At 66.7% G+C, this 22,575-nt stretch carries 20 protein-coding genes; 9 read left to right on the top strand and 11 right to left on the bottom strand.

Translation table 11 applies throughout. From position 1 onward, the window contains the following. Window positions 1–3: 3 nt before the first annotated feature. Window positions 4–1,395 carry a phosphomannomutase/phosphoglucomutase gene (locus tag ASD71_RS01570; protein ID WP_056558975.1) on the bottom strand — a complete coding sequence of 464 codons (1,392 nt, stop codon included), beginning with the start codon at window positions 1,393–1,395 and terminating at the stop codon, window positions 4–6. 328 nt (window positions 1,396–1,723) lie between these two features. Between ASD71_RS01570 and ASD71_RS01565 the strand changes: the two genes are divergently transcribed. The 5 genes from ASD71_RS01565 to ASD71_RS01545 all read left to right on the top strand — a co-directional run bounded on the left by ASD71_RS01565 (window position 1,724) and on the right by ASD71_RS01545 (window position 6,791). Beyond that, a complete protein-coding gene (locus tag ASD71_RS01565) occupies window positions 1,724–2,356 on the top strand; it encodes a BPTD_3102 family carboxylase-like protein (protein ID WP_056558971.1) in 633 nt (210 codons plus the stop codon). A 122-nt stretch (window positions 2,357–2,478) separates the two neighbouring features. Next, entirely contained in the window at window positions 2,479–3,894 is a 1,416-nt protein-coding gene (locus ASD71_RS01560) for an FAD-binding oxidoreductase (RefSeq protein WP_056558968.1), read from the top strand. A 20-nt stretch (window positions 3,895–3,914) separates the two neighbouring features. Next, window positions 3,915–4,628, top strand: coding sequence for a response regulator transcription factor (locus tag ASD71_RS01555; protein ID WP_056558965.1), 714 nt, complete (start codon window positions 3,915–3,917; stop codon window positions 4,626–4,628). Next, a complete protein-coding gene (locus tag ASD71_RS01550; protein ID WP_056558962.1) occupies window positions 4,625–5,968 on the top strand; it encodes a HAMP domain-containing sensor histidine kinase in 1,344 nt (447 codons plus the stop codon). Before ASD71_RS01555 ends, ASD71_RS01550 begins: the two co-directional genes overlap by 4 nt. Window positions 5,969–6,029: 61 nt before the next feature. Continuing rightward, window positions 6,030–6,791 (top strand): phosphatase PAP2 family protein, encoded by a 762-nt coding sequence (locus ASD71_RS01545; RefSeq protein ID WP_156395053.1) that lies wholly within the window; start codon window positions 6,030–6,032, stop codon window positions 6,789–6,791. Here ASD71_RS01545 and ASD71_RS01540 read toward each other — a convergent pair. The 5 genes from ASD71_RS01540 to ASD71_RS01520 form a co-directional block, all read right to left on the bottom strand. Continuing rightward, entirely contained in the window at window positions 6,784–8,067 is a 1,284-nt protein-coding gene (locus tag ASD71_RS01540) for a TRAP transporter large permease (protein ID WP_056558959.1), read from the bottom strand. The genes ASD71_RS01545 and ASD71_RS01540 overlap by 8 nt on opposite strands. Beyond that, the gene (locus ASD71_RS01535) at window positions 8,058–8,621 is read right to left on the bottom strand and encodes a TRAP transporter small permease (protein ID WP_082578748.1); all 564 of its coding nucleotides are present in this window, start codon (window positions 8,619–8,621) and stop codon (window positions 8,058–8,060) included. Before ASD71_RS01535 ends, ASD71_RS01540 begins: the two co-directional genes overlap by 10 nt. A 7-nt stretch (window positions 8,622–8,628) precedes the next feature. Next, entirely contained in the window at window positions 8,629–9,606 is a 978-nt protein-coding gene (locus ASD71_RS01530) for a TRAP transporter substrate-binding protein (RefSeq protein ID WP_056558957.1), read from the bottom strand. A gap of 111 nt (window positions 9,607–9,717) precedes the next feature. Further along, the gene (locus ASD71_RS01525) at window positions 9,718–10,596 is read right to left on the bottom strand and encodes an SMP-30/gluconolactonase/LRE family protein (RefSeq protein ID WP_056558954.1); all 879 of its coding nucleotides are present in this window, start codon (window positions 10,594–10,596) and stop codon (window positions 9,718–9,720) included. Between the two features lie 8 nt (window positions 10,597–10,604). Then, complete coding sequence (locus ASD71_RS01520) at window positions 10,605–11,423, bottom strand: NAD(P)-dependent oxidoreductase (RefSeq protein ID WP_056558950.1); 819 nt, start codon at window positions 11,421–11,423, stop codon at window positions 10,605–10,607. Window positions 11,424–11,573: 150 nt separating this feature from the next. Between ASD71_RS01520 and ASD71_RS01515 the strand changes: the two genes are divergently transcribed. The 3 genes from ASD71_RS01515 to ASD71_RS01505 all read left to right on the top strand — a co-directional run bounded on the left by ASD71_RS01515 (window position 11,574) and on the right by ASD71_RS01505 (window position 15,538). Further along, the gene (locus ASD71_RS01515; RefSeq protein ID WP_056558946.1) at window positions 11,574–12,302 is read left to right on the top strand and encodes a FadR/GntR family transcriptional regulator; all 729 of its coding nucleotides are present in this window, start codon (window positions 11,574–11,576) and stop codon (window positions 12,300–12,302) included. A gap of 202 nt (window positions 12,303–12,504) precedes the next feature. Beyond that, the gene (locus ASD71_RS01510) at window positions 12,505–14,400 is read left to right on the top strand and encodes an LTA synthase family protein (protein ID WP_056558943.1); all 1,896 of its coding nucleotides are present in this window, start codon (window positions 12,505–12,507) and stop codon (window positions 14,398–14,400) included. Window positions 14,401–14,593: 193 nt separating this feature from the next. Then, window positions 14,594–15,538, top strand: coding sequence for an acyltransferase (locus tag ASD71_RS01505; protein ID WP_056558940.1), 945 nt, complete (start codon window positions 14,594–14,596; stop codon window positions 15,536–15,538). A gap of 54 nt (window positions 15,539–15,592) precedes the next feature. On the opposite strand, the gene fahA is transcribed toward ASD71_RS01505, so the two are convergent. Both fahA and hmgA read right to left on the bottom strand, forming a co-directional pair. Beyond that, complete coding sequence (gene fahA, locus ASD71_RS01500; RefSeq protein WP_056558936.1) at window positions 15,593–16,912, bottom strand: fumarylacetoacetase; 1,320 nt, start codon at window positions 16,910–16,912, stop codon at window positions 15,593–15,595. 136 nt (window positions 16,913–17,048) lie between these two features. Further along, the gene (gene hmgA, locus ASD71_RS01495; RefSeq protein WP_056558931.1) at window positions 17,049–18,347 is read right to left on the bottom strand and encodes a homogentisate 1,2-dioxygenase; all 1,299 of its coding nucleotides are present in this window, start codon (window positions 18,345–18,347) and stop codon (window positions 17,049–17,051) included. Between the two features lie 164 nt (window positions 18,348–18,511). On the opposite strand from hmgA, the gene ASD71_RS01490 reads away from it, so the two are divergent. Further along, a complete protein-coding gene (locus tag ASD71_RS01490) occupies window positions 18,512–19,420 on the top strand; it encodes a LysR family transcriptional regulator (protein ID WP_056558928.1) in 909 nt (302 codons plus the stop codon). 66 nt (window positions 19,421–19,486) lie between these two features. On the opposite strand, the gene ASD71_RS01485 is transcribed toward ASD71_RS01490, so the two are convergent. The 3 genes from ASD71_RS01485 to ASD71_RS01475 form a co-directional block, all read right to left on the bottom strand. Next, on the bottom strand, window positions 19,487–19,687 hold the full coding sequence (locus ASD71_RS01485) for a DUF2783 domain-containing protein (RefSeq protein ID WP_056558925.1): 201 nt from the start codon (window positions 19,685–19,687) through the stop codon (window positions 19,487–19,489). A gap of 17 nt (window positions 19,688–19,704) precedes the next feature. Beyond that, complete coding sequence (locus ASD71_RS01480; RefSeq protein ID WP_056558922.1) at window positions 19,705–21,384, bottom strand: FAD-dependent oxidoreductase; 1,680 nt, start codon at window positions 21,382–21,384, stop codon at window positions 19,705–19,707. A gap of 97 nt (window positions 21,385–21,481) precedes the next feature. Continuing rightward, a complete protein-coding gene (locus ASD71_RS01475) occupies window positions 21,482–22,435 on the bottom strand; it encodes an MBL fold metallo-hydrolase (RefSeq protein WP_056558918.1) in 954 nt (317 codons plus the stop codon). Window positions 22,436–22,575: the final 140 nt, after the last annotated feature.

The raw sequence follows: 22,575 nt of genomic DNA, 5'->3' as shown, positions 1-22,575 counted from the left end.
GGATCAGAAAGGCAGTGTGGCGTTCGGGGCGAGCTTGCCGAGTTCGCGGCGGAAGTCGGCCTGGATGCGCGCAAGCGCCGCTTCGCTTTGCGCTTCAAAACGCAGCACGACGACCGGCGTGGTGTTCGACGGCCGCGCCAGGCCAAAGCCGTCGGCGTATTCGGCGCGCACGCCGTCGATCGTGATCACGCGCTCGGCGCCGGGGAACTGGCCCTGGTCCTGCAAGGCCTTGACCAGCGAGAAAGGCTGGCCTTCTTCCATTTCCAGTTTGAGTTCGGGCGTGGACACGTCCTGCGGCAGGGCTTCCAGCGGGGCGCAGGCGTCGGCGAAGCGCGACACGATTTCGAGCAGGCGGGCGCCGGTGTACAGGCCATCGTCAAAGCCGTACCAACGCTCCTTGAAGAAGATGTGGCCGCTCATTTCGCCGGCCAGGGGCGCGCCGGTTTCGGCCAGCTTGGCCTTGACCAGGGAGTGGCCCGTCTTCCACATCAGGGCGGTGCCGCCGGCCGCTTCGACCGACAGGCCGACGTGGCGGCTGCACTTCACGTCATAGATGATGGTGGCGCCGGGGTTGCGCTCGAGCACGTCGCGCGCAAACAGGACGAGTTGGCGGTCGGGCCAGATGATCTGGCCGGACTTGGTGACCACGCCCAGGCGGTCGCCGTCGCCGTCGAAGGCCAGGCCAAGCTCGCAATCGGTCTCGGCGACGTGCTTGATCAGGTCCTGCAGGTTCTTGGGTTCGGCGGGATCGGGGTGGTGGTTGGGGAAGTTGCCGTCGACCTCGCAGAACAGTTCGTCGACCTCGCAGCCCAGCGCGCGGAAGAGCTGCGGCGCGACCGCGCCGGCCACGCCGTTGCCGCAGTCGATGGCGATCTTCATGGGGCGCGCCAGCTTGACGCCGGCGGCCACGCGCGCAATGTAGGTTTGCGCCAGGTCGAGCTGGCGGCGCGTGCCGGCCTCGGAAGCGGGCGCCGGCGCGTCGCCGTTCATGGTCTGCGCCAGTTGCTGGACGTCGTCGCCGTACAGCGCGCGGCCGCCCATCATCATCTTGAATCCGTTGTACTTGGGCGGGTTGTGGCTGCCGGTGATGGCTACCCCCGACCCGGTCTGCATGATGTTGGCCGCAAAGTACACAAGCGGGGTCGGGACCATGCCAACGTCCAGCGTGTCCACGCCGCCTTCGAGCATCCCTTCCTGCAGCGCAAGCGACAGCATTTCGCTGCTGAGGCGTCCATCGCGGCCGACCACGAGCGTCTGCACGCCTTGCTCGCGGGCGCGGGCGGCAAGCGCCACACCGAGCGAACGCGCGAAGGCGGCGTCGATCAGGTCCGGCACCGTGCCGCGAATGTCATACGCCTTGAAAACGGAGGCCGGAAATTGTGTATGGTTGCCCACGACGGTTCCTTGTTGAGGGGGACAGCGCGGCGGCTGCCGGGTAATGGTAAACCCGTACATCCAAACCGCTATGGCAAGGGTCAAAGCTGGATTATCCCCCATCGGCGAGGGGGGCTTCATCCTTCAGGCGGAGTAGGGCGCGGAGTAGAGCGTTTACCCGGTGCCGGCCTGCCCCGCCATGGTGCGGCGCACAGGGCGGCGCCGCCTGTTTCCGGTGCACACCCGCGCTCAAGACAGCCGCTTCCCGGGCTGCCGCGCATGGCACAAAAGTTGCTCGTCATCCGAAGGTGATACGCTTGCCGGGCAAGCAGAAAGACCAGGAGGGGCCATGGGCGCCAAAGTATCCACAGTCATGTCATCGGGCGGCGCCACAAGCAGGCGGGGACCACCCACGGACTTTGCCGGTCCGGCGGCCGGCCGCGAACGCAGGCTCGATATCCACGTCTTTGCCGCGGCAACGGGCGAACTGGCAACTGGCCGCGCCTGGGAACGCAGCGTCTGGCGCGATGCGCGCGTCCTGATCGCCGAGTGCCCGGCGCCGCATCTGGCGGCCTCGATCGAAAGCGCATTGCGCACGGTCGCCGCCAGTGTGGCGCGTGACCGCGGCTGGCCGGCCGCCGGCACCGTGTCCTTCTCGCTCGACGACCGCAGCGGCGTCTTCCGCGTCATCGACGCGCAGGCGCGGGCCCGCACGCCGGACATGCCGGTCGCCGAACACGATCCCATCGCGCCGCACGTGCTGGAAGTGCGCATCGACGGCTGCGGCGATCGCCGCCTGCCGTGCACCCATCTCATGGTCTGCGGCGCCACCCGCGGCGAAGTCCTGCGCCGCGCCTACCGCGCCTTGTCCGAATTGCCCGGCCCCGCCGGCGTGGACCGCGCCTTCCTGATGGAGCGCATCGCCTCCCGCGCCTTCTGCTCGGGCATGACGGGCACCCGGCTGGACCAGGCCGTCGGCTAGACAGGCCCAACAGACACCCGCAAGGGGGCTTCGGCAGGCGCCGCCCAGCCCCTACAATAGTCCGCACATCCCATGAACAGCGCCCGGTCCTGGCGGCCGGGCCGACTTTCTGTGCGGCATCCATGACTCTGCTGACCGATCTCCAGGCCCTCTTGGGCGACTCCCACGTGCTGACCGGCGCGGATGCGGATTCCTATGTGCTGGATTGGCGCCGCCGCTATCGCGGCGCGGCCTTGGCGGTGATCCGCCCGGGCTCCACGGCTGAAGTGGCCGACGCCATCAAACTGTGCGCGCGGCACGGCGTGCCCGTGGTGCCGCAAGGCGGCAATACCGGCCTGTGCGGCGGCGCCACGCCGGACGACACCGGCACCGCCGTCGTCCTCTCCACCGCCCGGCTCACCGCGGTGCGCGCGCTGGATACCGACAACGACACCATCACTGTCGAGGCCGGCTGCATCCTGCAGGCCGTGCAGGAGGCCGCCGCCGCCGCGAACCGGCTGTTCCCGCTGAGCCTGGCGGCCGAGGGCAGCTGCACCATCGGCGGCAACCTGGCCACCAACGCCGGCGGCACGCAGGTGCTGCGCTATGGCAATACGCGCGACCTGACACTGGGCCTGGAAGTCGTGACCGCCGAAGGCGAGATCTGGGACGGGCTGCGCGGCCTGCGCAAGGACAACACCGGCTACGACCTGCGCGACCTGTACATCGGCAGCGAAGGCACCCTGGGCATCATCACGGCCGCGACGCTCAAGTTGTATCCGCGCCCCGTGGCATCCTGCACGGCGCTGCTGACGCTGGACAGTATCGACAACGCCGTGGAGGTCCTGTCCCGCGCCCGTTCCGGCTTCGGCGCCTCGCTGACCGGATTCGAACTCATGAGCGGCGCCTGCCTGCAAGGCGTGGTGCGCCTGTTCCCGCAGCAGCGCCTGCCCTTCGAGGGCGAGTCGGCCGCCTCGCCGTGGTTCGCGCTGCTGGAGCTGTCCGACAGCGAAAGCGAGACGCACGCCCGCGAGCGCTTCGAGGCCGTGCTGGGCGACGCCATCGAGGCCGGCCTGGTGAACGACGCCGCCATCGCCGCCAATGTCTCGCAGAGCAAGGCGCTGTGGCACCTGCGCGAAAGCATTCCGCTGGCCGAGGCCGAGCTGGGCAAGTCGGTCAAGCATGACGTGTCCATTCCCATCTCGTCGATCGCCGGATTCGTGCACAAGACCAACGCCTTGCTGCAGGCGCGCTTTCCGGGCGTGCGCCACGTGATCTTCGGCCATCTGGGCGACGGCAACCTGCACTACAACGTGGCGCATGCGCCCGGCCAGACCGAAGCCGAGCTGCTGGCGCTGCAAGGCGAGATCTATGGCGTCGTGCATGACAGCGTGCACGCGCACAAGGGATCCATCAGCGCCGAACACGGCGTGGGCCAGCTCAAACGCGACGAACTGCCGCGCTACAAGAACCCCGTCGAACTTGCGCTGATGCGCCGGATCAAGCACGCGCTGGATCCCCAGGGACTCATGAACCCCGGCAAGGTGCTGCAGGCATAACGCGGGCAGGATCGCAGACCATGGCAACCCCTCCCGCAGCGGGCGCGAATCACCGGGTGCTGATCGTCGAGGACGACCACATCATCGCCGGCAACCTGTACAGCTTCCTGGAGGCGCGGGGCTTTCTGCCCGACGTGGCCTACAGCGGACCCGCGGCCCTGCAACGGTTGCAAGAACGGCGCTTTGACGCCGTGCTGCTGGACATCGGGCTGCCCGGCATGGACGGCAACGCCGTGCTCCACGCCATGCGCACGGAACGGCGGCTGGATGTGCCGGTGCTGATGCTGACCGCGCGCGACAGCCTCGAAGACAAGCTGGCGGGCTTCTCGCACGGCGCCGACGATTACCTCACCAAGCCCTTCGCGTTGCTGGAAGTGGAAGCGCGCCTGCTGGCGCTGATCCAGCGTTCCAAGGGGGCGACGGTGGACGCCGCTCGCACCTTCGGCCCGCTTCAGTTCGACGCGCGCAGCCGCGTCGTGTCGGTCAGCGGCGTGCCGGTGCACCTGACCCGCAAGGCGAGCCTCATCATCGAAGTGCTGCTGCGCGATCCAGGCCGCGTGGTGACGCGCGAAGAACTGGAATCGGTGCTGTGGGGCAACGAGCCGCCCTCGTCCGATGCCCTGCGCAGCCAGGTCCACCTGCTCAGGCGCGCGCTGGCCGATGCCGGCTTTGACGGCATCGAGACCGTGCACGGCACCGGCTGGCGCCTGGCGCTGCCCGGCGCCGCATCATGAGCCGCGCCGCCGCCGGCACACTGACCCAGCGCGTCGTCTGGGCGCTGACGGGCACGGTTGCGCTGTTCGTCACGGCGCTTGCCCTCCTGGCCTACCTGACGTTCGACCAGATGGAAGACGACCTGGTCAACGACATCCTGAACACCGAAATGGACCGCCTGGTCCAGCACGCGCGCACCAGCGACGAGTTCCTGCCGCGCCATGGCGCGCGCGAGCTGGGCGGGTCCATGCGCGCGTGGTTGAGCGTCGATGGCCAGCCGCCTGCCGGCATGCCGCCCGAACTGCTGGCGCTGGAAAACGGCCTGCACCTCATCGAACCCGGCTCCTACACCTGGCACGTGATGGTGGCGGAGACCGGCCGCGGCACGGTGTACCTGCTGTACGACGCGACCGACAACGAAGAGCGGGTGCACGACTTCGGGCTGATCGTGCTGGGCGTGGGCGCGATCTGCGTGGTGCTGGCGTATGCGCTGTCGCGGCGCGTGGCGGCGGTGGCGGTCGGACCGCTGCTGGAATTGACGGACCGGCTGTCGACGTGGGCGCCGGGGTCGCCGGACATGGCGGTCACGCGCGACGACGAGGCCGGTCGCCTTATCGAGGCCTTCAACCGCGTGCAGAACCAGGTGGACCGGTCCATCGCCCGCGAGCGCGAATTCGCGGGCAACCTGAGCCACGAGGTGCGCACGCCGCTGGCGGCGATCCGCTCGGACAGCGAGCTCATGCTGCTGACGCAGGCGTTGACGCCGGATCAGCACCAGCGCCTGACTCGCGTGGTCGACAACGTGGACGACGTCATCGTCAGCCTGGAAAGCGCGCGGGCGATGGCGCGCGACCAATTGCGCGCGCCGGAAGCGGTGGACATCGCCGAGTGCATGGAAGATGCGTGGCGCGGGTACGCCGCGCAGGCCCGGGTGGCCGACTTGCGCTTAGACAACCGGCTTCCCGCCGGGCAGGTGCTGACGCTAGACCGCTACGCCTTGCTGACCGTGCTGCGAAATCTCGTGCGCAATGCCATCGAACACGCCGCGCCAGCCACGCTGACCGTGGCGCTGGACGCGCAGGGCGGCCTGGAATTGCGCGATGACGGCAAGGGCATTGCCGCGAGCGACCTGCCGTTCCTGTTCCGCCGCTATTTCAGCGGCCGCCTGCGCGACTCGGGCGTGGCGGGCGGCGACGAAACGGCGCGCGGGCTGGGCCTGGCGATCGCCAAGCGCGTCTGCGACATGCAGGGCTGGTCGCTCAGCGTCGAATCCTCGCAAGCCGAAGGCCCGGCGCGCGGCACGCGCTTTTTGCTGCGTTTCGAGCCGGCTGCGTCGCCAGCGCCTGCCGCGCAAATTTGACGAATTTTCGACTGCCGGGCCCGTAAAGTGCGCTGGCCCGTATCGTCCGGAAATCCCGTCCATGCCGTCCACTTTGCCACTGTCTCCAGTGCTGCCCGCGCCGCACGCGCCGACGCGAGCCGGTTATCTGCTCACCCACGTTGCGGGCGTGACGCTGCTGCTGGCTTGCCTGGCGTGGTGGATCCAGGTATCGGGACTGGACATGCGAATTGCGCGAGGCCTGTTCGACCCGCTGCTCGATGACTTTCCGCTGCATGGCAGCCGCTGGCTTGAACTGCTGGGCCACCGCCTGGTGCTGGCCTTGCCGGTCAGCGTGGGCCTTGCCGCGGCCGGCGTGGCGGCGGCCAGTTACCGTATCGCGGCCTGGCGGCGCTGGCGCGGCGTGGCGCTGGCCGTCGCGGCCACGTGCCTGTCCGGGCAACTGCTCATCACGCAGCTCAAGCATCACACCATGCTGCCGCGTCCCTACGATCTGGAAACACTGGGCGGCTACACGCCGTATCCGTTGCACTGGTGGACCTGGGCGCGTGCGCGCGCCGGAGGCGCTTTGCCCAGCGGCCATGCCGGCGCGGGCTACGCGTTGCTGAGCCTGTACTTCGCCGGATGGGCGCTGGGCCGCCCGGCATGGCGCTGGAGCGGACTGGCGATCGGCTTGGGGGCCGGTGTGGGGTTTTCCGTGGTGCGCATCCTGCAGGGCGCGCATTTCCTCAGCCAGACGATCTGGTCCGCCGCCTTGATGTGGCTGCTGGCGGCGGTCTTCTTCTATCCGTTGATCGCGGGGCGGGCGGCCAGCCGCTCACCCCGCGCGTGCCGCATCAGTTGAGCAGCACGCCCGGCAGCCACAGCGAGAACGCCGGCACGTACGTCACCAGCGCCAGCGCGGCCAGCAGCGCGCCGTAGAACGGCCAGATGGTGCGCATCACTGTGCCCACGGAGACCCCGCCGATGGCGCACCCCACGAATTGCGTGGTGCCCACCGGTGGCGTGTTCAGCCCCAGGGCGCAATTCAGCAGCAGCACCATGCCGAACTGCACCGGCCCCATGCCGTACTGCATGCAGATCGGCAGGAAGATCGGCGTGCAGATCAGGATGGTGGCGGCCATGTCCAGGAACGTGCCCAGCACGAACAGGATGATGTTGACCATCAGGAAGATGGCCCACGGCTCCGTCGATATGGATGCCATCAGTTGCCCGGTCTTTTCGGCCACGCCATAGAAGCTGATCAGGTAGCCGAACGTCGCCGAGATACCGATCAGCAGCAGCACCACGCCGGTGGTCTTCACAGCCTTGCTGGCCGCGCGCACAAACTGATCCCACGTCAGCGATCGGTAGACGAAGATCGTCAGCGCCAGCGCGTACAGCACCGCCACGGCCGCGGATTCCGTCGCGGTGAAGACGCCGCTCAGGATGCCCGCGATGATCAGCACCACCACGAACAGCCCTGGCGCCGCCGCAACCAGCGAGCGGAACACGATGTGCCAACCCGGGAAGGTGCCCGCCGGATAGCCGCGGCTGCGCGCCACGAAGTAGGCGGCGGCCAGGTTGCACGCGGTCAGGATCAGGGCGGGAACCACGCCTGCCGCGATCAGCGCCGCGATGGACACCTTGCCGCCCGCGGCCAGCGTGTAGATGATGATGTTGTGGCTGGTCGGCATCAGCGCGCCCACCAGCGCCGCGTGCGTCGTGACGTTCACCGCGTAGTCGGCGTGATAGCCCTCGCGCTTCATCATCGGGATCATCACCGAGCCCATCGCCGACACGTCCGCCACCGGCGATCCGGACACGCCGCCGAACAGCGTGCAGGCCACCACGTTGGACATGCCCAGGCCGCCCCGTACATGGCCCACCAGCGATTTGGCGAAGTTCACGATGCGGTCGGCGATGCCCCCGTACAGCATCAGCTCGCCGGTGAAGATGAAGAAGGGGATGGCCAGGAACGAAAACGCGTTCATGCCCGAGGTCATCTGCTGGAAGGCCACCGCCAGCGGCAGGTCCTCGTACATGATGGCCGTGATGGACGACAGGCCGATGGCAAAGGCCACCGGCACGCCGATCACGAGGAACCCCATGAAGGTGAAGGAAAGCAATGTCAGCGCCATGCCGGGACCACCTTCTGGTTGCGCAGGATCGCGATGATGTGCTCGATGGAAAAGAGCGCGATCAAGGTGCCCGACAGGGTTGCAGGGATGTACTTCCACGCATTGGAGATGCCCAAATTGGGAATCTTGTAGGCCGCGACGGACTCGGCCAGCACGCCGCAATTCCAGGCCATCAGCACGCCGAACAGCAGCACGAGCAGATGGATGAAGATGCGCAGCCGCCGCTGCCCGGCGGCGGGCAGGGCGTCCAGCAGGGACTCGAAGCCGATGTGTCCGGCATCGCGCACGCCGACCGCGGCGCCCAGCATGGTGACGTACAGCACGAGCAGCAGGGCGAGGCTTTCCGCCCAGGTCGGCGTGCTGTTCAGGACGTGGCGGCCGAAGATCTGCAAAGAGACAGCGATGATCAGGCAGATCAGCCCGAAGACGCTGGTCCACATGCAAGCCCGCGCCAGCCGGGCGCAGGCGCGGGAGTAGGCATCCAGCGGGGCAGCCAGGGCTTGCGCCCGGCCCCCCGCGGCGACATCTGGTTCATTCGTGGGTGTGGCCAACATGATGTCCTCACTGCACGGCCTGGATCTTCGAGACCAGGTCCTTCATCTCAGGGGTGGTGACGAAGCGTTCGTACACCGGCTTCATCGCACCCTGGAAGGACGGCTTGTCGACCTGCGAGATCTGCGAACCGGCCTTCTCGACCACCGCGCGCGACTTCTGCTCGCGTTCGTCCCACAGCTTGCGCATGTACGGCACCGATTCGCGCGCGGCCTCGCGCAGGATCTTCTGGTCCTCCGGCGGCAGCTTGTCCCACTGGCGCTTGGAGAAGATCAGGATCTCGGGCGTCATGGTGTGCTCGGTCAGCGAATAGAACTTGGCGACCTCGTAGTGATGCGCGCTCTCGTAGCTGGGAAAGTTGTTCTCGGCCGCGTCCACCAGTCCGGTCTTGAGCGACGTGTAGACCTCGCCCATGGGCATCGGCGTGGCGTTGCCGCCCATGGCCTCCACCATCGCGACGGACAGGTCCGACTGCTGCACGCGGATCTTCAGGCCCTTGGCGTCGGCCAGCGTCTTGATCGGCTTCTTGGTCGTGTACATGGAACGCGACCCGCTGTCGTACCACGCCAGTCCGACGAACCCCGCGGCCTCGCACGAGCGCAGGATCTGGTCGCCGATCTCGCTGTCCAGCACCTTGTGCAGGTGCTCTTTGGAGCGGAACAGGAACGGCAGCGACGGCACGCGCGTGGTCTGGCAGATGTTGTGCATCGCCGCGCTCGACACGCGGGACATGGCCAGCGCGCCCAGTTTCACCTGTTCGATCGAGTCGTCTTCGTTGCCGAGCGCACCGCCGGCAAACACCTTCACGGTGATGCGGCCGTTGGTCCGTTGCTTGACCAGTTCGCCGAAGTGGCGCACGGCCTGCACAGTGGGGTAATCGTCGGGATGAATGTCCGCGGAGCGCAGCTCGGCGGCGTGGGTGGCGGGAATCAGCGTCAGCAAGGCGGCCGCGGCCAGAACGGCGCGGCTCAGGTGAGGGTGCAGCATGTCTACCTCCGGATGGGGTACGGCGTTTCGTTGAGGGCCGTGATGGCCCCGAAGCTCTTTGATATGCACTGCCTGCTCGGGGTGGGCGCGCGCGAAGCCGCCCGTCGGGTGCTAACCGGCGCTGGCGGTTTCCTCCAGGCCCTGCACGCCGGGGTGCAGGGCAAATACCGCGCCATCCAGCGCGCCGATTGCGGCGTTCGCGGGGCGGATCGACGTGACGAAAAGGGTGTCCATGCCGGCGCCGCCGAAGGCGCACATGGCAATCTTCGCGGCGGGCACGTCCAGGGTGCGGTCCAGGCGTCCGTCGGGGGTGTAGCGGTACACCTTGCCGGCGTCGTTGCCGCAGATCCAGTAGCAGCCCGCCGCGTCCACGGCGGCGCCGTCGGGGCGGCCGGCGGGCAGGGCGGGGATGAAGACGCGGCGATTGGATGGCACGCCGGAATCGGTGTCGTAGTCAAAAGCCCAGACGGTCGCGCGCGACGGGTGCGAATCGGACAGGTACATGGTCCGGCCATCGGGACTGAAGGCCAGGCCGTTGGGCACGATCAGGTCGTCGAGCAGCACGGACGTGCCGCGCGCATCGTGGCGGTACAGCGCGCCCGCGGGCCGGGCAAGGCTCATGTCCATCACCATGGTGCCCGCCAGGAACCGGCCCTGCCGGTCACAGCGGCCGTCGTTGAACCGCATGCCGGGGGCGGTGTGGGCCACGGCGGCGAGTTGCCGGGGTAGGCAGGCCTCGCCCTCGCGCAGGGCGTCGCAGGCGTAAAGGCCGTCTTCCATGGCCAGCAGCCAGCCGTCGCCGCGCATCGCAATGCTGCCTGCCATCTGCGGCAGCGCCCAGTGCGCAAACGCGCCGGTTTCAGGTGTCCAGCGCCACAGCGTCTTGCCCGGGATGTCGGTCCAGTAGAACGCCTTGTCCGCGGGCCGCCAGAGGGGGCTTTCTCCGACGCCGCACAACAAGGTTCCAAGACGTTCGGCGGTGATGGACATGAAAGGCTTCAGGCGTTCGGGAAGGGGAAGGGGCCGGCCTTGACGAAGGCGCCGCCCTGATAGCGCGCCGCGGGATCGTCCGCGGCCAGTGGGGGCTGCGCCTCGACCTGCGCGCGGAACCGCTCGGAAGAATCCTTGGGCGCAAAGCCCAGCAGGGCTGCGCCGCTGTTGTCCCACCAACTGTCGCGGTTGGCCGACGCGCCATACACGATGAGGTGGCCGACGTCGGGGGTGAAGAGCGAGCGGATGACCAGGTCGGTCAGGTCGTCATGGCTGAGCCACGTGACCAGCATGCGCCGGTCCTTGGGTTCGGGAAACGACGAGCCGATGCGCAGGCACACGGTCTGGATGCCGTAGCGGTCGAAATAGAAGCGCGACAGGTTTTCGCCGTAGGCCTTGCTCAGCCCGTAATAGCCGTCCGGCCGCAACGGCACGCCGGCGTCCAAGGTCTGTCCCTGTTCATAAAAGCCGATGACGTGGTTCGAGCTGGCAAACACCACGCGCCGCACGCCGTGCAGGCGAGCCGCCTCGTAGACGTTGTAGACGCCCTGGATGTTGGCGGGAAGGATTTCCTCGAAGGGGCGCTCGACCGACACGCCGCCAAGATGCACGATGGCGTCCGTGCCGCGCACCAGTTCCGATACCGCAGACGCGTCGGCCAGGTTGCATTGGACGACCTCTTCGCCGTCTTCCGCGGGGGCCATCGCCGCTACGTCGGAGACGCGCAGGATATCCGCATGGGCTTTCAATCGGGGACGTAGTACCAGGCCCAGGTTGCCGGCGGCGCCGGTCAATAACAAACGATGACACCGATAGGATGCAGGCATGTTGTTGACAGCTCGGCTCATGACGCAACGCTCTGTGATTGGCGCGGTGGAGTGGACTTGTCTGGTACGTTATCGTACAACTGTCGCAAAGTATAATGAACGCCATTTTTCAGCGTCAAGCGCTGAACAACCGCTTTCGGATAATCCCTGATGAACGCTCCCGCCGATACCCCTGTCTTGCCGCAGCGTCGTCCCCGCAACCTGGCGCAAGGCCTGGTCGAAAATATTTCCGAACGCATCCGCAGCGGTGAAATCCGCCCCGGCGACAAGCTCCCCACCGAATCCGCCATCATGCGTCAGTTCGGCGTCAGCCGCACCGTCGTGCGCGAGGCGCTGTCGCGTTTGCAGGCCTCGGGCCTGGTCGAAACGCATCACGGCGTGGGCACTTATGCGCTGGAGCCCAGCGGCGGCGGCGATTTCCGCGTGGATCCGGCCGACATTGCCACCGTGCGCGATGTGCTGGTCCTGCTGGAGCTGCGCATCTGTCTGGAAAGCGAGGCCGCAGGTCTGGCCGCCATTCGCCGCAGCGACGAACAATTGCAGGCGATGCGCCGGGCGCTCGATGCCTTCAAACAGGCGCTGGACACGGGCGGAGACACCATCACGCCGGATTTTCAATTCCATCTGCTGGTGGCGCAGTCCACCGACAACCGTTACTTCGCGGACCTGATGGCGCACCTGGGTTCGGCCATCATCCCCCGCACCCGCATCAACTCCGCCAAGTTCGCGCTCGAAGACCGCGCAGCCTATCTGGCCCGCGTGAACCTTGAGCACGAAGACATTTACAGCGCGATCACGCGCCAGGATCCCGAGGCTGCCCGCGCCGCGATGCGCACGCACCTGAGCAATAGCCGCGAACGCCTGCGGCGTGCGCAGTAGCGCTCTCGCAGGGGTAATGGTTCACGTGTGATGTCGTACAACGTTTGAGGCGCTTGCGCCGCCATCGGCAAACCTGAAAACCGCGTTACTCTTGGCGCGGTTATTTTTTTGGCTATCGAAACGGCATGGTTCAGCGCGGCACATCAGGCAATACGCATTCTTCATCGGCACAGGCATTTCCCCACGCGCGGAGGGCCCTGGCATGCGTCGCCTGACACTTCGATTCATCGTTGCGATCCTCGCGCTGCTGACTCTGTCGCGGCTGGGCCTGGCCTTCTGGATGTGGGACCGTGTCGAAGCGGCCGGCGGCCTCGGGCCGCTCCTTTTCGGCGGACTGCGCATCGACGTGTGCCTGCTGTCGATGGTGATTGCGTTGCCGGCGGTGTTTTCGCCATGGTTCGGTCACCGTCCGCTTGCCGCGCGCATCACCGCGTGGTGGTTCCGCGTCTGGTGGATGCTGTATGTCCTGCTGGAAGTGTCGACCCCGCAGTTCATTGCCGAATACGACACCCGGCCCAACCGCCTTTACTTCATCTATCTGCTCAATCCGAAGGAAGTGGGCTCGATGCTGTGGCAGGGCTACAAGGGAGTCCTGCTTGCCGCCTTCGTGGTGCTTGTCCTGGCGGCCTGGCTGGCGGTCAAACTGTTCCCGACGCGCACGCGCGATCCGTTCATGGGTTGGTGGAAACGGCCCGTCGCGTCCTTCGTGATTCTTGCGCTGGTGTTCCTGGGTGCGCGCGGCACGCTGGAACACCGCCCCATCAATCCCGCCAAAGTGGCCTTCAGTTCGGACGCCATGGTGAACGCGCTGGCGCTCAATTCGCTGTATAGCGTGTTCGATGCGGCGTATCGCATGCGCGATGAGCGTTCGTCGGCGGCGATGTATCCGAAGATGGCGGTTGAAGAGATGAACGCCATCGTGCGCGAGAAGGCCGGCATGACCGGCGCGCCCCTGGATTCGAAGCTGCCCAGCCTGCATGAGCAGAAGGCAACCGTGCGGCGGGACAAGCCGCTGAATGTGGTGATCATCCTGCAGGAAAGCCTGGGCGCGCAGTACGTCGGCAGCCTGGGCGGCCGCGACCTCACGCCAAACATCGACCGGCTGGGCAAGGAGGGCTGGATGTTCCACCGCGCCTACGCCACCGGCACGCGCTCGGTGCGCGGCATCGAAGCCGTCACGGCGGGCTTTTTGCCCAGCGTGGCCGATGCCGTGGTCAAGCTGCCGCGCTCGCAGACGGGCTTTTTCACGCTGGCGCAGTTGCTGGGCAAGCACGGCTATCACTCGCGCTTCGTGTATGGCGGCGAGTCCCACTTCGACAACATGCGCGCCTTCTTCCTGGGCAACGGCTTTGACGAGATCGTGGACCGTCCCAAGTTTGTCGACCCCGTGTTTGAAGGATCCTGGGGCGCCTCGGACGAGGACATGTTCAACCAGGTCGACCGCCTGCTGCGCGCGGACGGCGACAAGCCGGTGTTTACGCTGGCGTTCTCGGTGACCAACCATTCGCCGTGGGAATACCCGCCCGGGCGCATCCAGCCCGTGGGCGATCCGGCCACGGTGGACAACACGGTGCGCTACGCGGATTGGGCGTTGGGCCAGTTCTTCGACAAGGCGCGCAAGGCGCCGTATTGGGACAACACGGTGTTCCTGGTCATCGCCGACCATGACTCGCGCGTCTACGGTTCCATTCCTGTGCCGGTGCGCCATTTCCAGATCCCCGCGCTGATCCTGGGTGCTGGCATTGCGCCGCGGCAGGACGATCGCCTGGTCAGCCAGATCGACATGGCGCCGACGCTGCTGTCGCTGATCGGCCTGGACAACGTGAACCCCATGCTGGGCGCGGACCTGACGCAACGCGATCCGAACCGCGCGATGATGCAGTACGCGGACAACTTTGGCTATCTGCGGGGTGATCAACTGCTGGTGCTGGAGCCCTCCAAGGCGCCGCGCCAGTTCCGATACCAGGCGGCGCCGGTCGGCAAGGACGAAACGTATGCGCCGGTGGAGCCGGCCGATCCGGCGCTGACGCAGGAGGCGCTGGCGCACGCGTTGTGGGCAAGCTGGGCGTATCGCGAAGAGAAGTACCGCCTGCCATGAAGCCGATGACGATCAGAGCGGCTACCCCGGCCGCCTGCCTTGATCCTGCTCAATCCGCATTCCGCGGGCCAATAGCACACTGGCGGCCATGACAACGCCCAACCCTTCCTCGGGAGCTCCCCGCAGCGCATCCCCGGCGCTTTCCAGTGCCCCACAAGCCGCGCCGCGCCAGCGGCCCCGTCAGGCGATCCCCGTGCCGCGGGGCCGCCTGGCATGGATCACCGGCGTATTCAGTTCCGTCTGGCTCGCCGCCAACACGCTGTTCTGGTGCCTGCTGCTGTTGCCGGTCTCGCTGCTGAAACTGGCGTTGCCCTTTGCCGCGGTCAGGCGGCGCATCGATCCCTTCCTGAACGGCATCGCCACCGCGTGGGTGTCGTGCAACACGGGCTGGTTCGTGCGCATCCAGCCGCAGGCCTGGGACATCCAGGGCAACAAGGACCTGCGTTACGCCGACTGGTATCTGGTCAACTGCAACCACCAGTCGTGGGTCGACATCTTCGTGTTGCAGTACTCGCTGAACCGGCGCATCCCGCTGCTCAAGTTCTTTCTCAAACAGCAGCTCCTCTACGTGCCGGTCATCGGACTGGCGTGGTGGGCGCTGGACTTTCCCTTCATGAAACGGCACGGCAAGGCAGCCCTGCGCAAGAACCCGGACCTCGGGCGCCAGGACCAAGAGGCCGCGCGCCGCGCCTGCGCCAAGTTTTCACTGGTGCCCACCAGCGTGATGCTGTTTGCCGAAGGCACGCGTTTCAGCGAAGCCAAGCGCGCGGCGCAGAACTCGCCTTACCGCCATCTGCTCAAGCCCAAGGCGGGCGGGCTGGCGGTGTCGCTGAATGCGATGGGCGCGCGGTTCCGCTCGATGATCGACGTCACCATCGCTTATCCGGATGGTGCGCCGAGCTTCTGGGATTTTGCCTGCGGGCGCGCAGGGCAGGTGGTGGTGCGCATGCGGCAATTGCCCGTGCCGCCCGCCTTCTGCGAGGCCGATTACTCGCGCGACAAGGCGTTCCGCACCACATTCCACCAATGGCTCGGCCAGCAATGGCAGGCCAAGGACGACGAGATCGAGGCGCTGGTTGCGCGTCCGGGGGCGCCCGCCGCGGGTTCGCCCGCCTCCACAAACCCGCCCGTCAACTAAAAAAGCCACGCAGCGGGCGCGCCGCTGCGTGGCTTTGTCTATGCCGTCTACGCCTCAGACGCGCGCGGGCAGCACCACGCCCGAGCACTCGCCGAAGCCAATACGTGGATAGCCCGCCTTCACGCATTCGGCGCGGATGATGATCTGGTCGCCGTCCTGCAGGAAGGTGCGCTTTTCGCCCCACGGCAGATCGAACGCGGTTTTGCCGCCATTGCTCAGTTCCAGCAGCGACCCCGCTTCCGAAGGCTGCGGGCCGGACAGCGTGCCGGTGCCCAGCATGTCGCCCGGCTGCAGGTTGCAACCATTGACCGTGTGATGCGTGATGAGCTGCGCGATGTTCCAGTAGGCGTCGCGGAAATTGCTGCTGGACAGCTTCACCGGCGGCTTGCTGGCGGCGCGCGATTGCTCGGTGGTCATCAGCACCTGCATTTGCACGTCGTACGCGCCCTTGGCCCGGTTGGCATCCGAAGCCAGGTAAGGCATGGGCTGCGGCTCGCCCGCGCCACGGTTCCACTGCGTGCGGAACGGTTCCAGCGCCTCCATCGTGACGATCCACGGTGATATCGTGGACGCGAAGTTCTTGGACAGGAAGGGGCCAAGCGGCTGGTATTCCCAGGCCTGGATGTCGCGAGCCGACCAATCGTTCAGGATGCACAGGCCAAACACGTGCGAGTCCGCTTCAGCCAGCGTGATGCGTTCGCCCTGGGCGTTGCCGGTGCCCACGAAGATGCCCAGTTCCAGTTCGTAGTCCAGACGTGCGCACGGGCCGAATTGCGGCGCTTCGCCTTCGTTGGCGGGGCGCGTCTGGCCCACGGGGCGCGGGAATTTCTGGTCCACGCCGATGCTGGAGGCGCGACCGTGATAGCCGATCGGCACCCACTTGTAGTTGGGCAGCAGGGGATTGTCGGGACGGAACTGCTTGCCCACGGCGGTGGCGTGGTGCACCGAGATATAGAAGTCGGTGTAGTCGCCGATGCGGGCGGGCGTGGTGTATTCGGCGTCGGCCTGCGCGACCAGCAGCGGTTCCACGGTGGCGCGTAGGGCGGCGCCTTCGCGCAGCGCGCGCGACAGGGCCAGGCGCAGCGCGCTCCAGTGCGATTGGCCCAGGGCCATCAGCGCATTCAGGCTGTCGGTGGCGCAGGCGGCCAACGCGTCCGCGGCCAGTCCTTCGAACGGCTGCTTGGCGGCCAGCGCGGACAGGTCCAGGATCTGGTCGCCGATGGCCACGCCGGGCCGGAAGGATTCCTGCGTGCCCTGGCGGCGGAATGCGCCGTACGGCAGGTTCTGCACGGGGAAATCCGACGTGTCCGAATTGGCGCTGGCGACCCAGCTCTTCAAGGACGGGTCGTGGGTTTCGTTGATCGTGGTGGTCATGGCTGCGTGTCTCTTTCGGTGTGTTTATGAGGGGCCGGCCCGGCGCATGCGCCTGCATGCGCCGGATGAATCAAACGCCAAACGGCGATGCGCTTATCGCGCATCGCCGCCGGCAACAAAGGCTGACGCGGTTGCGTCACGCCTTCGTGGGATCAAAGTGCTTTGCGATGCCCTGCCAGCACCGGTAGTAATCGCCCTGCAATTCTACCGACGCCAGCGCCTGCTCCGTCGGGCGGATAACGCGGCGGGTCTCGAACATGAACGCCATCGTGTCGCGGATGTAATGCGCCTTGCTGGTATCCGCGTGCGACGCCTTTTCGAAGGTCTCTGCATCGGGGCCGTGGCCGCTCATGCAGTTGTGCAGACTGGCGCCGCCGGGCGCGAACCCGTCGGCCTTGGCGTCGTACACGCCCTGGATCAGGCCCATGAATTCGCTGGCGATATTGCGGTGGAACCAGGGCGGACGGAACGTGTTTTCCATGGCCAGGACGCGCGGCGGGAAGATCGCGAAGTCCATGTTGGCCGTGCCCGGGGTGTCCGACGGCGCGGTCAGCACCGTGAAGATCGAGGGATCGGGGTGGTCGAAGCTGATCGATCCGATGGTGTTGAAGTGGCGCAGGTCGTACTTGTAGGGCGCATGCGTGCCGTGCCAGGCCACCACGTTCAGCGGCGAATGGTCGATCGACGCGCGCCAGAAGCCGCCCGTGAACTTCGCGATCAATTCAAAATCGCCGTCCACGTCTTCATACCAGGCCACCGGCGTCTTGAAGTCGCGCGCGTTGGCCAGACAGTTCGAGCCGATGGGACCCAGTTCCGGCAGGCGCAGCGCCGCGCCGAAGTTCTCGAGCATGTAGCCGCGCGCCGTGCCGTCCAGCAGCTCCACGCGGAATCGCACACCGCGGGGGATGACGGCGATCTCCAGCGGTTCCAGGTCGATGAGGCCCAGTTCGGTGGCCAGACGCAGCCGGCCCTCTTGCGGCACCAGCAGCAGTTCGCCGTCGGCGTTGTAGAAATAGCGGCCCTGCATCGAGCGGTTGGCGGCATACAGATGGATGCCCACGCCGCCCTGTTCGTCGGGGCCGCCATTGCCGCCCCACGTCTTCACGCCTTCCAGGAAGTCGGTGGGGGCGTCGGGAATCGGCATCGGGCTCCAGCGCAGCTGGTTCGGCGTGACCGGACCGTGGCCGAAGGTGCTCAGCCAACCCGTTGCGCCGTCGAACGCTTCAAAGGGCTTGTGCTGCGCGCCCGGACGGATGCGGTACAGCCACGAACGGCGGTTTTCCACGCGCGGCGCCGTGAAGGCGGTGCCGGACAATTGCTCGGCGTACAGGCCGTACGGACATTGCTGCGGCGAATTGCGACCGGCGGGCAGGGCACCGGGCAAGGCCTCGGTGGCACATTCGTTGCCGAAGCCGGTCTGATATTGCAGTTCCATGGAATCCTCCTGGGTGGCGGGCGCGGTGCTTGGCCGCGCAGCTTGATGTGGTGGCGGGACGGGCGCCGCCCGAGCCGATGTGCCATTGTCGGAAAAAATTCCTGTTGCGGCTACGGGAATGCAAAAATAGCGACTATAAATTTCGTGAATAGTAAGGGGCGCCGATGGCCGAACTGCGCGACGTGGATCTGAACCTGCTGCTGCTGTTTCAACACCTGCTGGAAGACCGCAACCTGTCCGCGGTGGCCCGGCGCATGGACCTGTCGCAGCCCGCCGTCAGCAATGCGCTGCGGCGTCTGCGCGTCGCGTTCGGCGACGAGCTCTTCGTGCGCACGGCGCAGGGCATGCTGCCGACGCCGCGCGCCCAGCGCCTGGCCGGGCCCGTCAGCGAGGCGCTGGGTCTGCTGTCGCAGGCGTTGCAGGACCAGGACGTGTTCGATGCCGCAACCAGCAGCCGGCGTTTTCGCGTCGCCATGACGGACGTCGGTGAAATCCACTTCATGCCGCGCCTCATGGAAGTCTGCGTGCAGAAGGCGCCGCAGGTGCGCATCGACTCGGTGCGGGTGCTGGGGCCGGATCTGCCGCGCGAGATGGAGTCGGGCAGGGTGGATCTGGCGATCGGCGCGTTCGATGAAATGGGGGCCGGCACGCTGCAGCGGATGCTGTTTCGGCAAGGCTACGCCACGCTGTTCCGCCAGGCGCATCCCACCGCGCATGCGGGCATGGGGATCAAGGCGTTTCGCGCCGAGCGTCACCTGATCGTGTCGCGCGCGGCGCCTTATGGACAGGTCAATCAGTCGATGGAGCGCGCGGGCGTGGACCTGGCCGAGCACTTCAGCGTGCCGCATTTTTCGGCGGTGCCCTACATCGTCAGCGCGACCGACCTGCTGGCCACCGTGCCGGAGAAGCTGGCGGCCAGCGCCGCCGCGCCGTTCGGCCTGCGCTTCATGACGCCGCCGCTCAAGGTGCCCGCACTGCAGACCAATATGTACTGGCAGCGCAGGGTGGATCGCGACGGCGGCAACCAGTGGCTGCGCGCATTGATCGTCAATACCTTCGCGGTCGGTTCATGAGGGCCCGCGCGGCGCGTTGACGCCGAGGCGGCCGGAGCCGCGCTGCCTCGATCGCGGCCGCGGTCCTTAAGCGGTCTGCGTCACGGACGCGCGGGCATGCTGCAACGCTTCCTTCAGCAGAGGCAGGTCGCCCAGGTGGTTCGCCAGCAGCAAAATCAGCGCCGCGTTCAGCTCCTGGCTCTGCTCGTTCGTCAGGTCGCGATGGGCGTCGATCAGCGCTTCATAGAAGTCGTCCGGCGCGCTCAGGTTGGTTTCGGTGATAAGCATGGTGACAACCTTTGGAATCACGTGCGGCCCGTCGCGCGCTGTACAGCGGCGGCAACGGCGTCGGCATTGAAGGCGCGCCAGCGCGCGGCGATGTGCTGGTCGGGGCGGATCAGGTAGGCGGTGCCGTCCTGCGCGTCGTAGCGCTTGGCCAGGCACCCCTCGCTGTCGCGCACCACGGCCACGTCCGCGGCCACGGCGGACAGGTCGCACTGGGTATCGGCCACCAGCACGGCCTTGACAGGCACCGGCGCCATCCGCAGCGCCTGCAACGCCAGCAGCGTGTCGCGGCCCGGCAGCTCGCCGCCGCAGAACACCGCCAGCACGAACTCGCCATCCAGTTGCGACAGCCACCAGCCCGCTTCGCCCCGAATCTGCATCGGCGCATCCAGCGCCACCGCGCCCGGCGCCATGCGGCCGGTAAAGGCGTCGGCATCCGGCGTGTTCAGCGGCGATGCGGCATACGTGGCCGGCAGCGAAAGCCGGCCACTGTTTACGAGCGACCGCGCAAACGGGTGGTCCTTGGCCAGGTTGAGCACCGCGTTACGGAAGCTGCGGCTGATGTCGCTCTTGGGCGTGATGAAGTCAGTGGCGCGCGACGAGTTCAGAATGTTCTCGTCGGCCGCGAATTCACGTTCGGCGCTGTAGCTGTCGATCAGCGTGTCGGGCGCCAGGCCGGCCACGACGAGCTTGAGCTTCCAGGCCAGGTTCTCGGCATCCTGCACGCCGCTATTGGCGCCGCGCGCACCGAACGGCGACACGCGGTGCGCGGAATCCCCCGCGAACACGATGCGGCCATGGCGGAACTTGTCCATGCGTTCGCACGCAAACGTGTACACGCTGACCCATTCCAGTTCGAATTGCGCGTCCGGACCCAGCAGCGCGCGGATGCGAGGCAGCACGTTTTCAGGCTTTACGGCTTCGACGGGGTCGGCGTTCCAGCCAAGCTGGAAGTCGATGCGCCAGACGTTGTCGGGCTGGCGGTGCAGGAGCACGGACTGGTTCGGATGAAAGGGCGGATCGAACCAGAACCAGCGTTCGGACGGAAAATCCGCCGTCATCTTGACGTCGGCGATCAGGAAGCGGTCGCGGAAGATGCGGCCGTGGCTTTCCTGGCCGATCAGCTTGCGCACCGGCGAGCGCGCACCGTCGCAGGCGATCAGCCAATCGGCATGCAGCGTGTAAGGCCCTTCGGGCGTTTCGACGGTCAGCGTTACGCCGTCATCGCCCTGCATGACGCCGGCAACCTTGTTCTTCCAGCGCAGCTCGATGTTGGGCTGCTGGCGGGCCTGCTCGTAGAGATAGCCTTCGGCGTAATACTGCTGAAGATTGATGAAGGCCGGTCGGCGGTGGCCGGGTTCAGGCAGCAGGTCGAAACGCCAGACTTCCTGTTCGCGGAAAAAAATCTTGCCCACGTTCCACGACACGCCCTTGTCGATCATGCGCTGGCCGACGCCCAGGCGATCCCAGATCTCGAGCGTGCGCTTCGAAAAGCAGATGGCGCGTGATCCTGTGGACAAGCGGTAGTCGTCGTCCAGCACCACCACACGCACGCCCTGGCGCGCCAGGTCCAGCGCCGTGGTCAGGCCGACAGGGCCGGCGCCCACCACCACGACCTGATGGCGGGCCGGGTCGGCTGCCGTCTGGTCCGCGTGCTTTTCATAGGCGAACTCCATCGCCTGAAAGTCGATGTCTCCCACGGTTGTCTCCTGTGTGGGTCATTTTCTAGTTATGCGGACACGCTGCGCCGCAAGGGGCGCGCGTGTCCGGTTCCTGCTTGTCAGGTCAGGGAGGGGGTCAGCCTTCCAGCTGGGCCCACATCTCCAGGTCGCGCTTATCCGTCCAGATGCGCGGATGCGTGTGGCCCGAGGCCTCGTCAAAGGCGCGCGACACGTCGAACGGCATGCAGTGGTCGAAGATGACCCAGTCGCTGTAGCGCGGCTTCATGAAGTCGTAGACCTCGCGGTAGATCGTCTTCAGGTCCTTGCCCTCGGCCACGCCGCGGTTCACCGCGCCGTACAGGTCCGTCAGGAAGGCGCGCGTGCCGGCCAGACCCTGGCGAACTTCGGTGGCGTTCTTCAGTGCCGGGCCTCGGCCGGGCACCATCTTTTCGGCTTCAAAGCCCGACAGCGCGTCCAGCGTGGTGGGCCAATCGCGGAAGTAGGCGTCGCCGCAGTAGGGCGTGGACTGGTATTCGACCAAGTCGCCCGCGAACAGGATCTTCTGTTCGGGCAGCCAGGCGATGGTGTCGCCCTTGGTGTGGCCGCGGCCGACCTGCAGCAGCTTGACTTCCAGGTTGCCCAGGTTGACCGTCATTTCGCCCTTGAATGTCATGGTCGGCCAGACGAGACCCGGGGGAATCGATTCGGCGTTGCGGAACAGGCGGGGGAAGCGGCCGATCTCGCTGGCCTTGTCCTGTTCGCCACGCTCGGCGATCAGGTCATAGGTGTCGCGGCTGGCCAGGATTTCCTGGGCGTTGTAGGCCGACGCGCCGAACACGCGCACGGCGTGGTAGTGCGACAGCAGGATGTACTTGATGGGCTTGTCCGTGACTTCGCGGATGCGGCGGATCACGTCCTGGGCCATGACCGGCGTGGCCTGGGTGTCGATCACCATGACGGCCTCGTCGCCAATGATCACGCCCGTGTTGGGGTCGCCTTCGGCCGTGTAGGCATAGGCGTTGTCGGACAGTTTTTCGAACGAGACGACCTTGTCGTCCATGTCCGCGTGCGAGGCGAATTGCTTGCTCATGGAGGCTCCTTCCACTTTTATAGGAATAGGGTGTGTGGAAGGAAATATAGCCCTGCGTTAGTTTTCGTGCAATACGTTTGCTATAAACGAATTCCCGAGTTGTAACGGTGATTTCCCCAGGCGCGGCGGACCGGCAGAAG

This window comes from Achromobacter sp. Root565 (assembly GCF_001427425.1).
Taxonomy (GTDB): Bacteria; Pseudomonadota; Gammaproteobacteria; order Burkholderiales; family Burkholderiaceae_B; genus Achromobacter; species Achromobacter spanius_D.
Note: the sequence above shows the minus strand (reverse complement) of the source record. Positions and strands in the feature narration are given on the sequence as shown.

Excerpts from the sequence above, each read along its gene's own strand:
- ASD71_RS01565 (WP_056558971.1), top strand. The coding sequence starts at position 1,724 with ATGGGCGCCAAAGTATCCACAGTCATGTCATCGGGCGGCGCCACAAGC.
- ASD71_RS01560 (WP_056558968.1), top strand. The coding sequence starts at position 2,479 with ATGACTCTGCTGACCGATCTCCAGGCCCTCTTGGGCGACTCCCACGTG.
- ASD71_RS01555 (WP_056558965.1), top strand. The coding sequence starts at position 3,915 with ATGGCAACCCCTCCCGCAGCGGGCGCGAATCACCGGGTGCTGATCGTC.
- ASD71_RS01550 (WP_056558962.1), top strand. The coding sequence starts at position 4,625 with ATGAGCCGCGCCGCCGCCGGCACACTGACCCAGCGCGTCGTCTGGGCG.
- ASD71_RS01545 (WP_156395053.1), top strand. The coding sequence starts at position 6,030 with ATGCCGTCCACTTTGCCACTGTCTCCAGTGCTGCCCGCGCCGCACGCG.
- ASD71_RS01540 (WP_056558959.1), bottom strand. The coding sequence starts at position 8,067 with ATGGCGCTGACATTGCTTTCCTTCACCTTCATGGGGTTCCTCGTGATC.
- ASD71_RS01535 (WP_082578748.1), bottom strand. The coding sequence starts at position 8,621 with ATGTTGGCCACACCCACGAATGAACCAGATGTCGCCGCGGGGGGCCGG.
- ASD71_RS01530 (WP_056558957.1), bottom strand. The coding sequence starts at position 9,606 with ATGCTGCACCCTCACCTGAGCCGCGCCGTTCTGGCCGCGGCCGCCTTG.
- ASD71_RS01525 (WP_056558954.1), bottom strand. The coding sequence starts at position 10,596 with ATGTCCATCACCGCCGAACGTCTTGGAACCTTGTTGTGCGGCGTCGGA.
- ASD71_RS01520 (WP_056558950.1), bottom strand. The coding sequence starts at position 11,423 with ATGCCTGCATCCTATCGGTGTCATCGTTTGTTATTGACCGGCGCCGCC.
- ASD71_RS01515 (WP_056558946.1), top strand. The coding sequence starts at position 11,574 with ATGAACGCTCCCGCCGATACCCCTGTCTTGCCGCAGCGTCGTCCCCGC.
- ASD71_RS01510 (WP_056558943.1), top strand. The coding sequence starts at position 12,505 with ATGCGTCGCCTGACACTTCGATTCATCGTTGCGATCCTCGCGCTGCTG.
- fahA (WP_056558936.1), bottom strand. The coding sequence starts at position 16,912 with ATGACCACCACGATCAACGAAACCCACGACCCGTCCTTGAAGAGCTGG.
- hmgA (WP_056558931.1), bottom strand. The coding sequence starts at position 18,347 with ATGGAACTGCAATATCAGACCGGCTTCGGCAACGAATGTGCCACCGAG.
- ASD71_RS01490 (WP_056558928.1), top strand. The coding sequence starts at position 18,512 with ATGGCCGAACTGCGCGACGTGGATCTGAACCTGCTGCTGCTGTTTCAA.
- ASD71_RS01485 (WP_056558925.1), bottom strand. The coding sequence starts at position 19,687 with ATGCTTATCACCGAAACCAACCTGAGCGCGCCGGACGACTTCTATGAA.
- ASD71_RS01475 (WP_056558918.1), bottom strand. The coding sequence starts at position 22,435 with ATGAGCAAGCAATTCGCCTCGCACGCGGACATGGACGACAAGGTCGTC.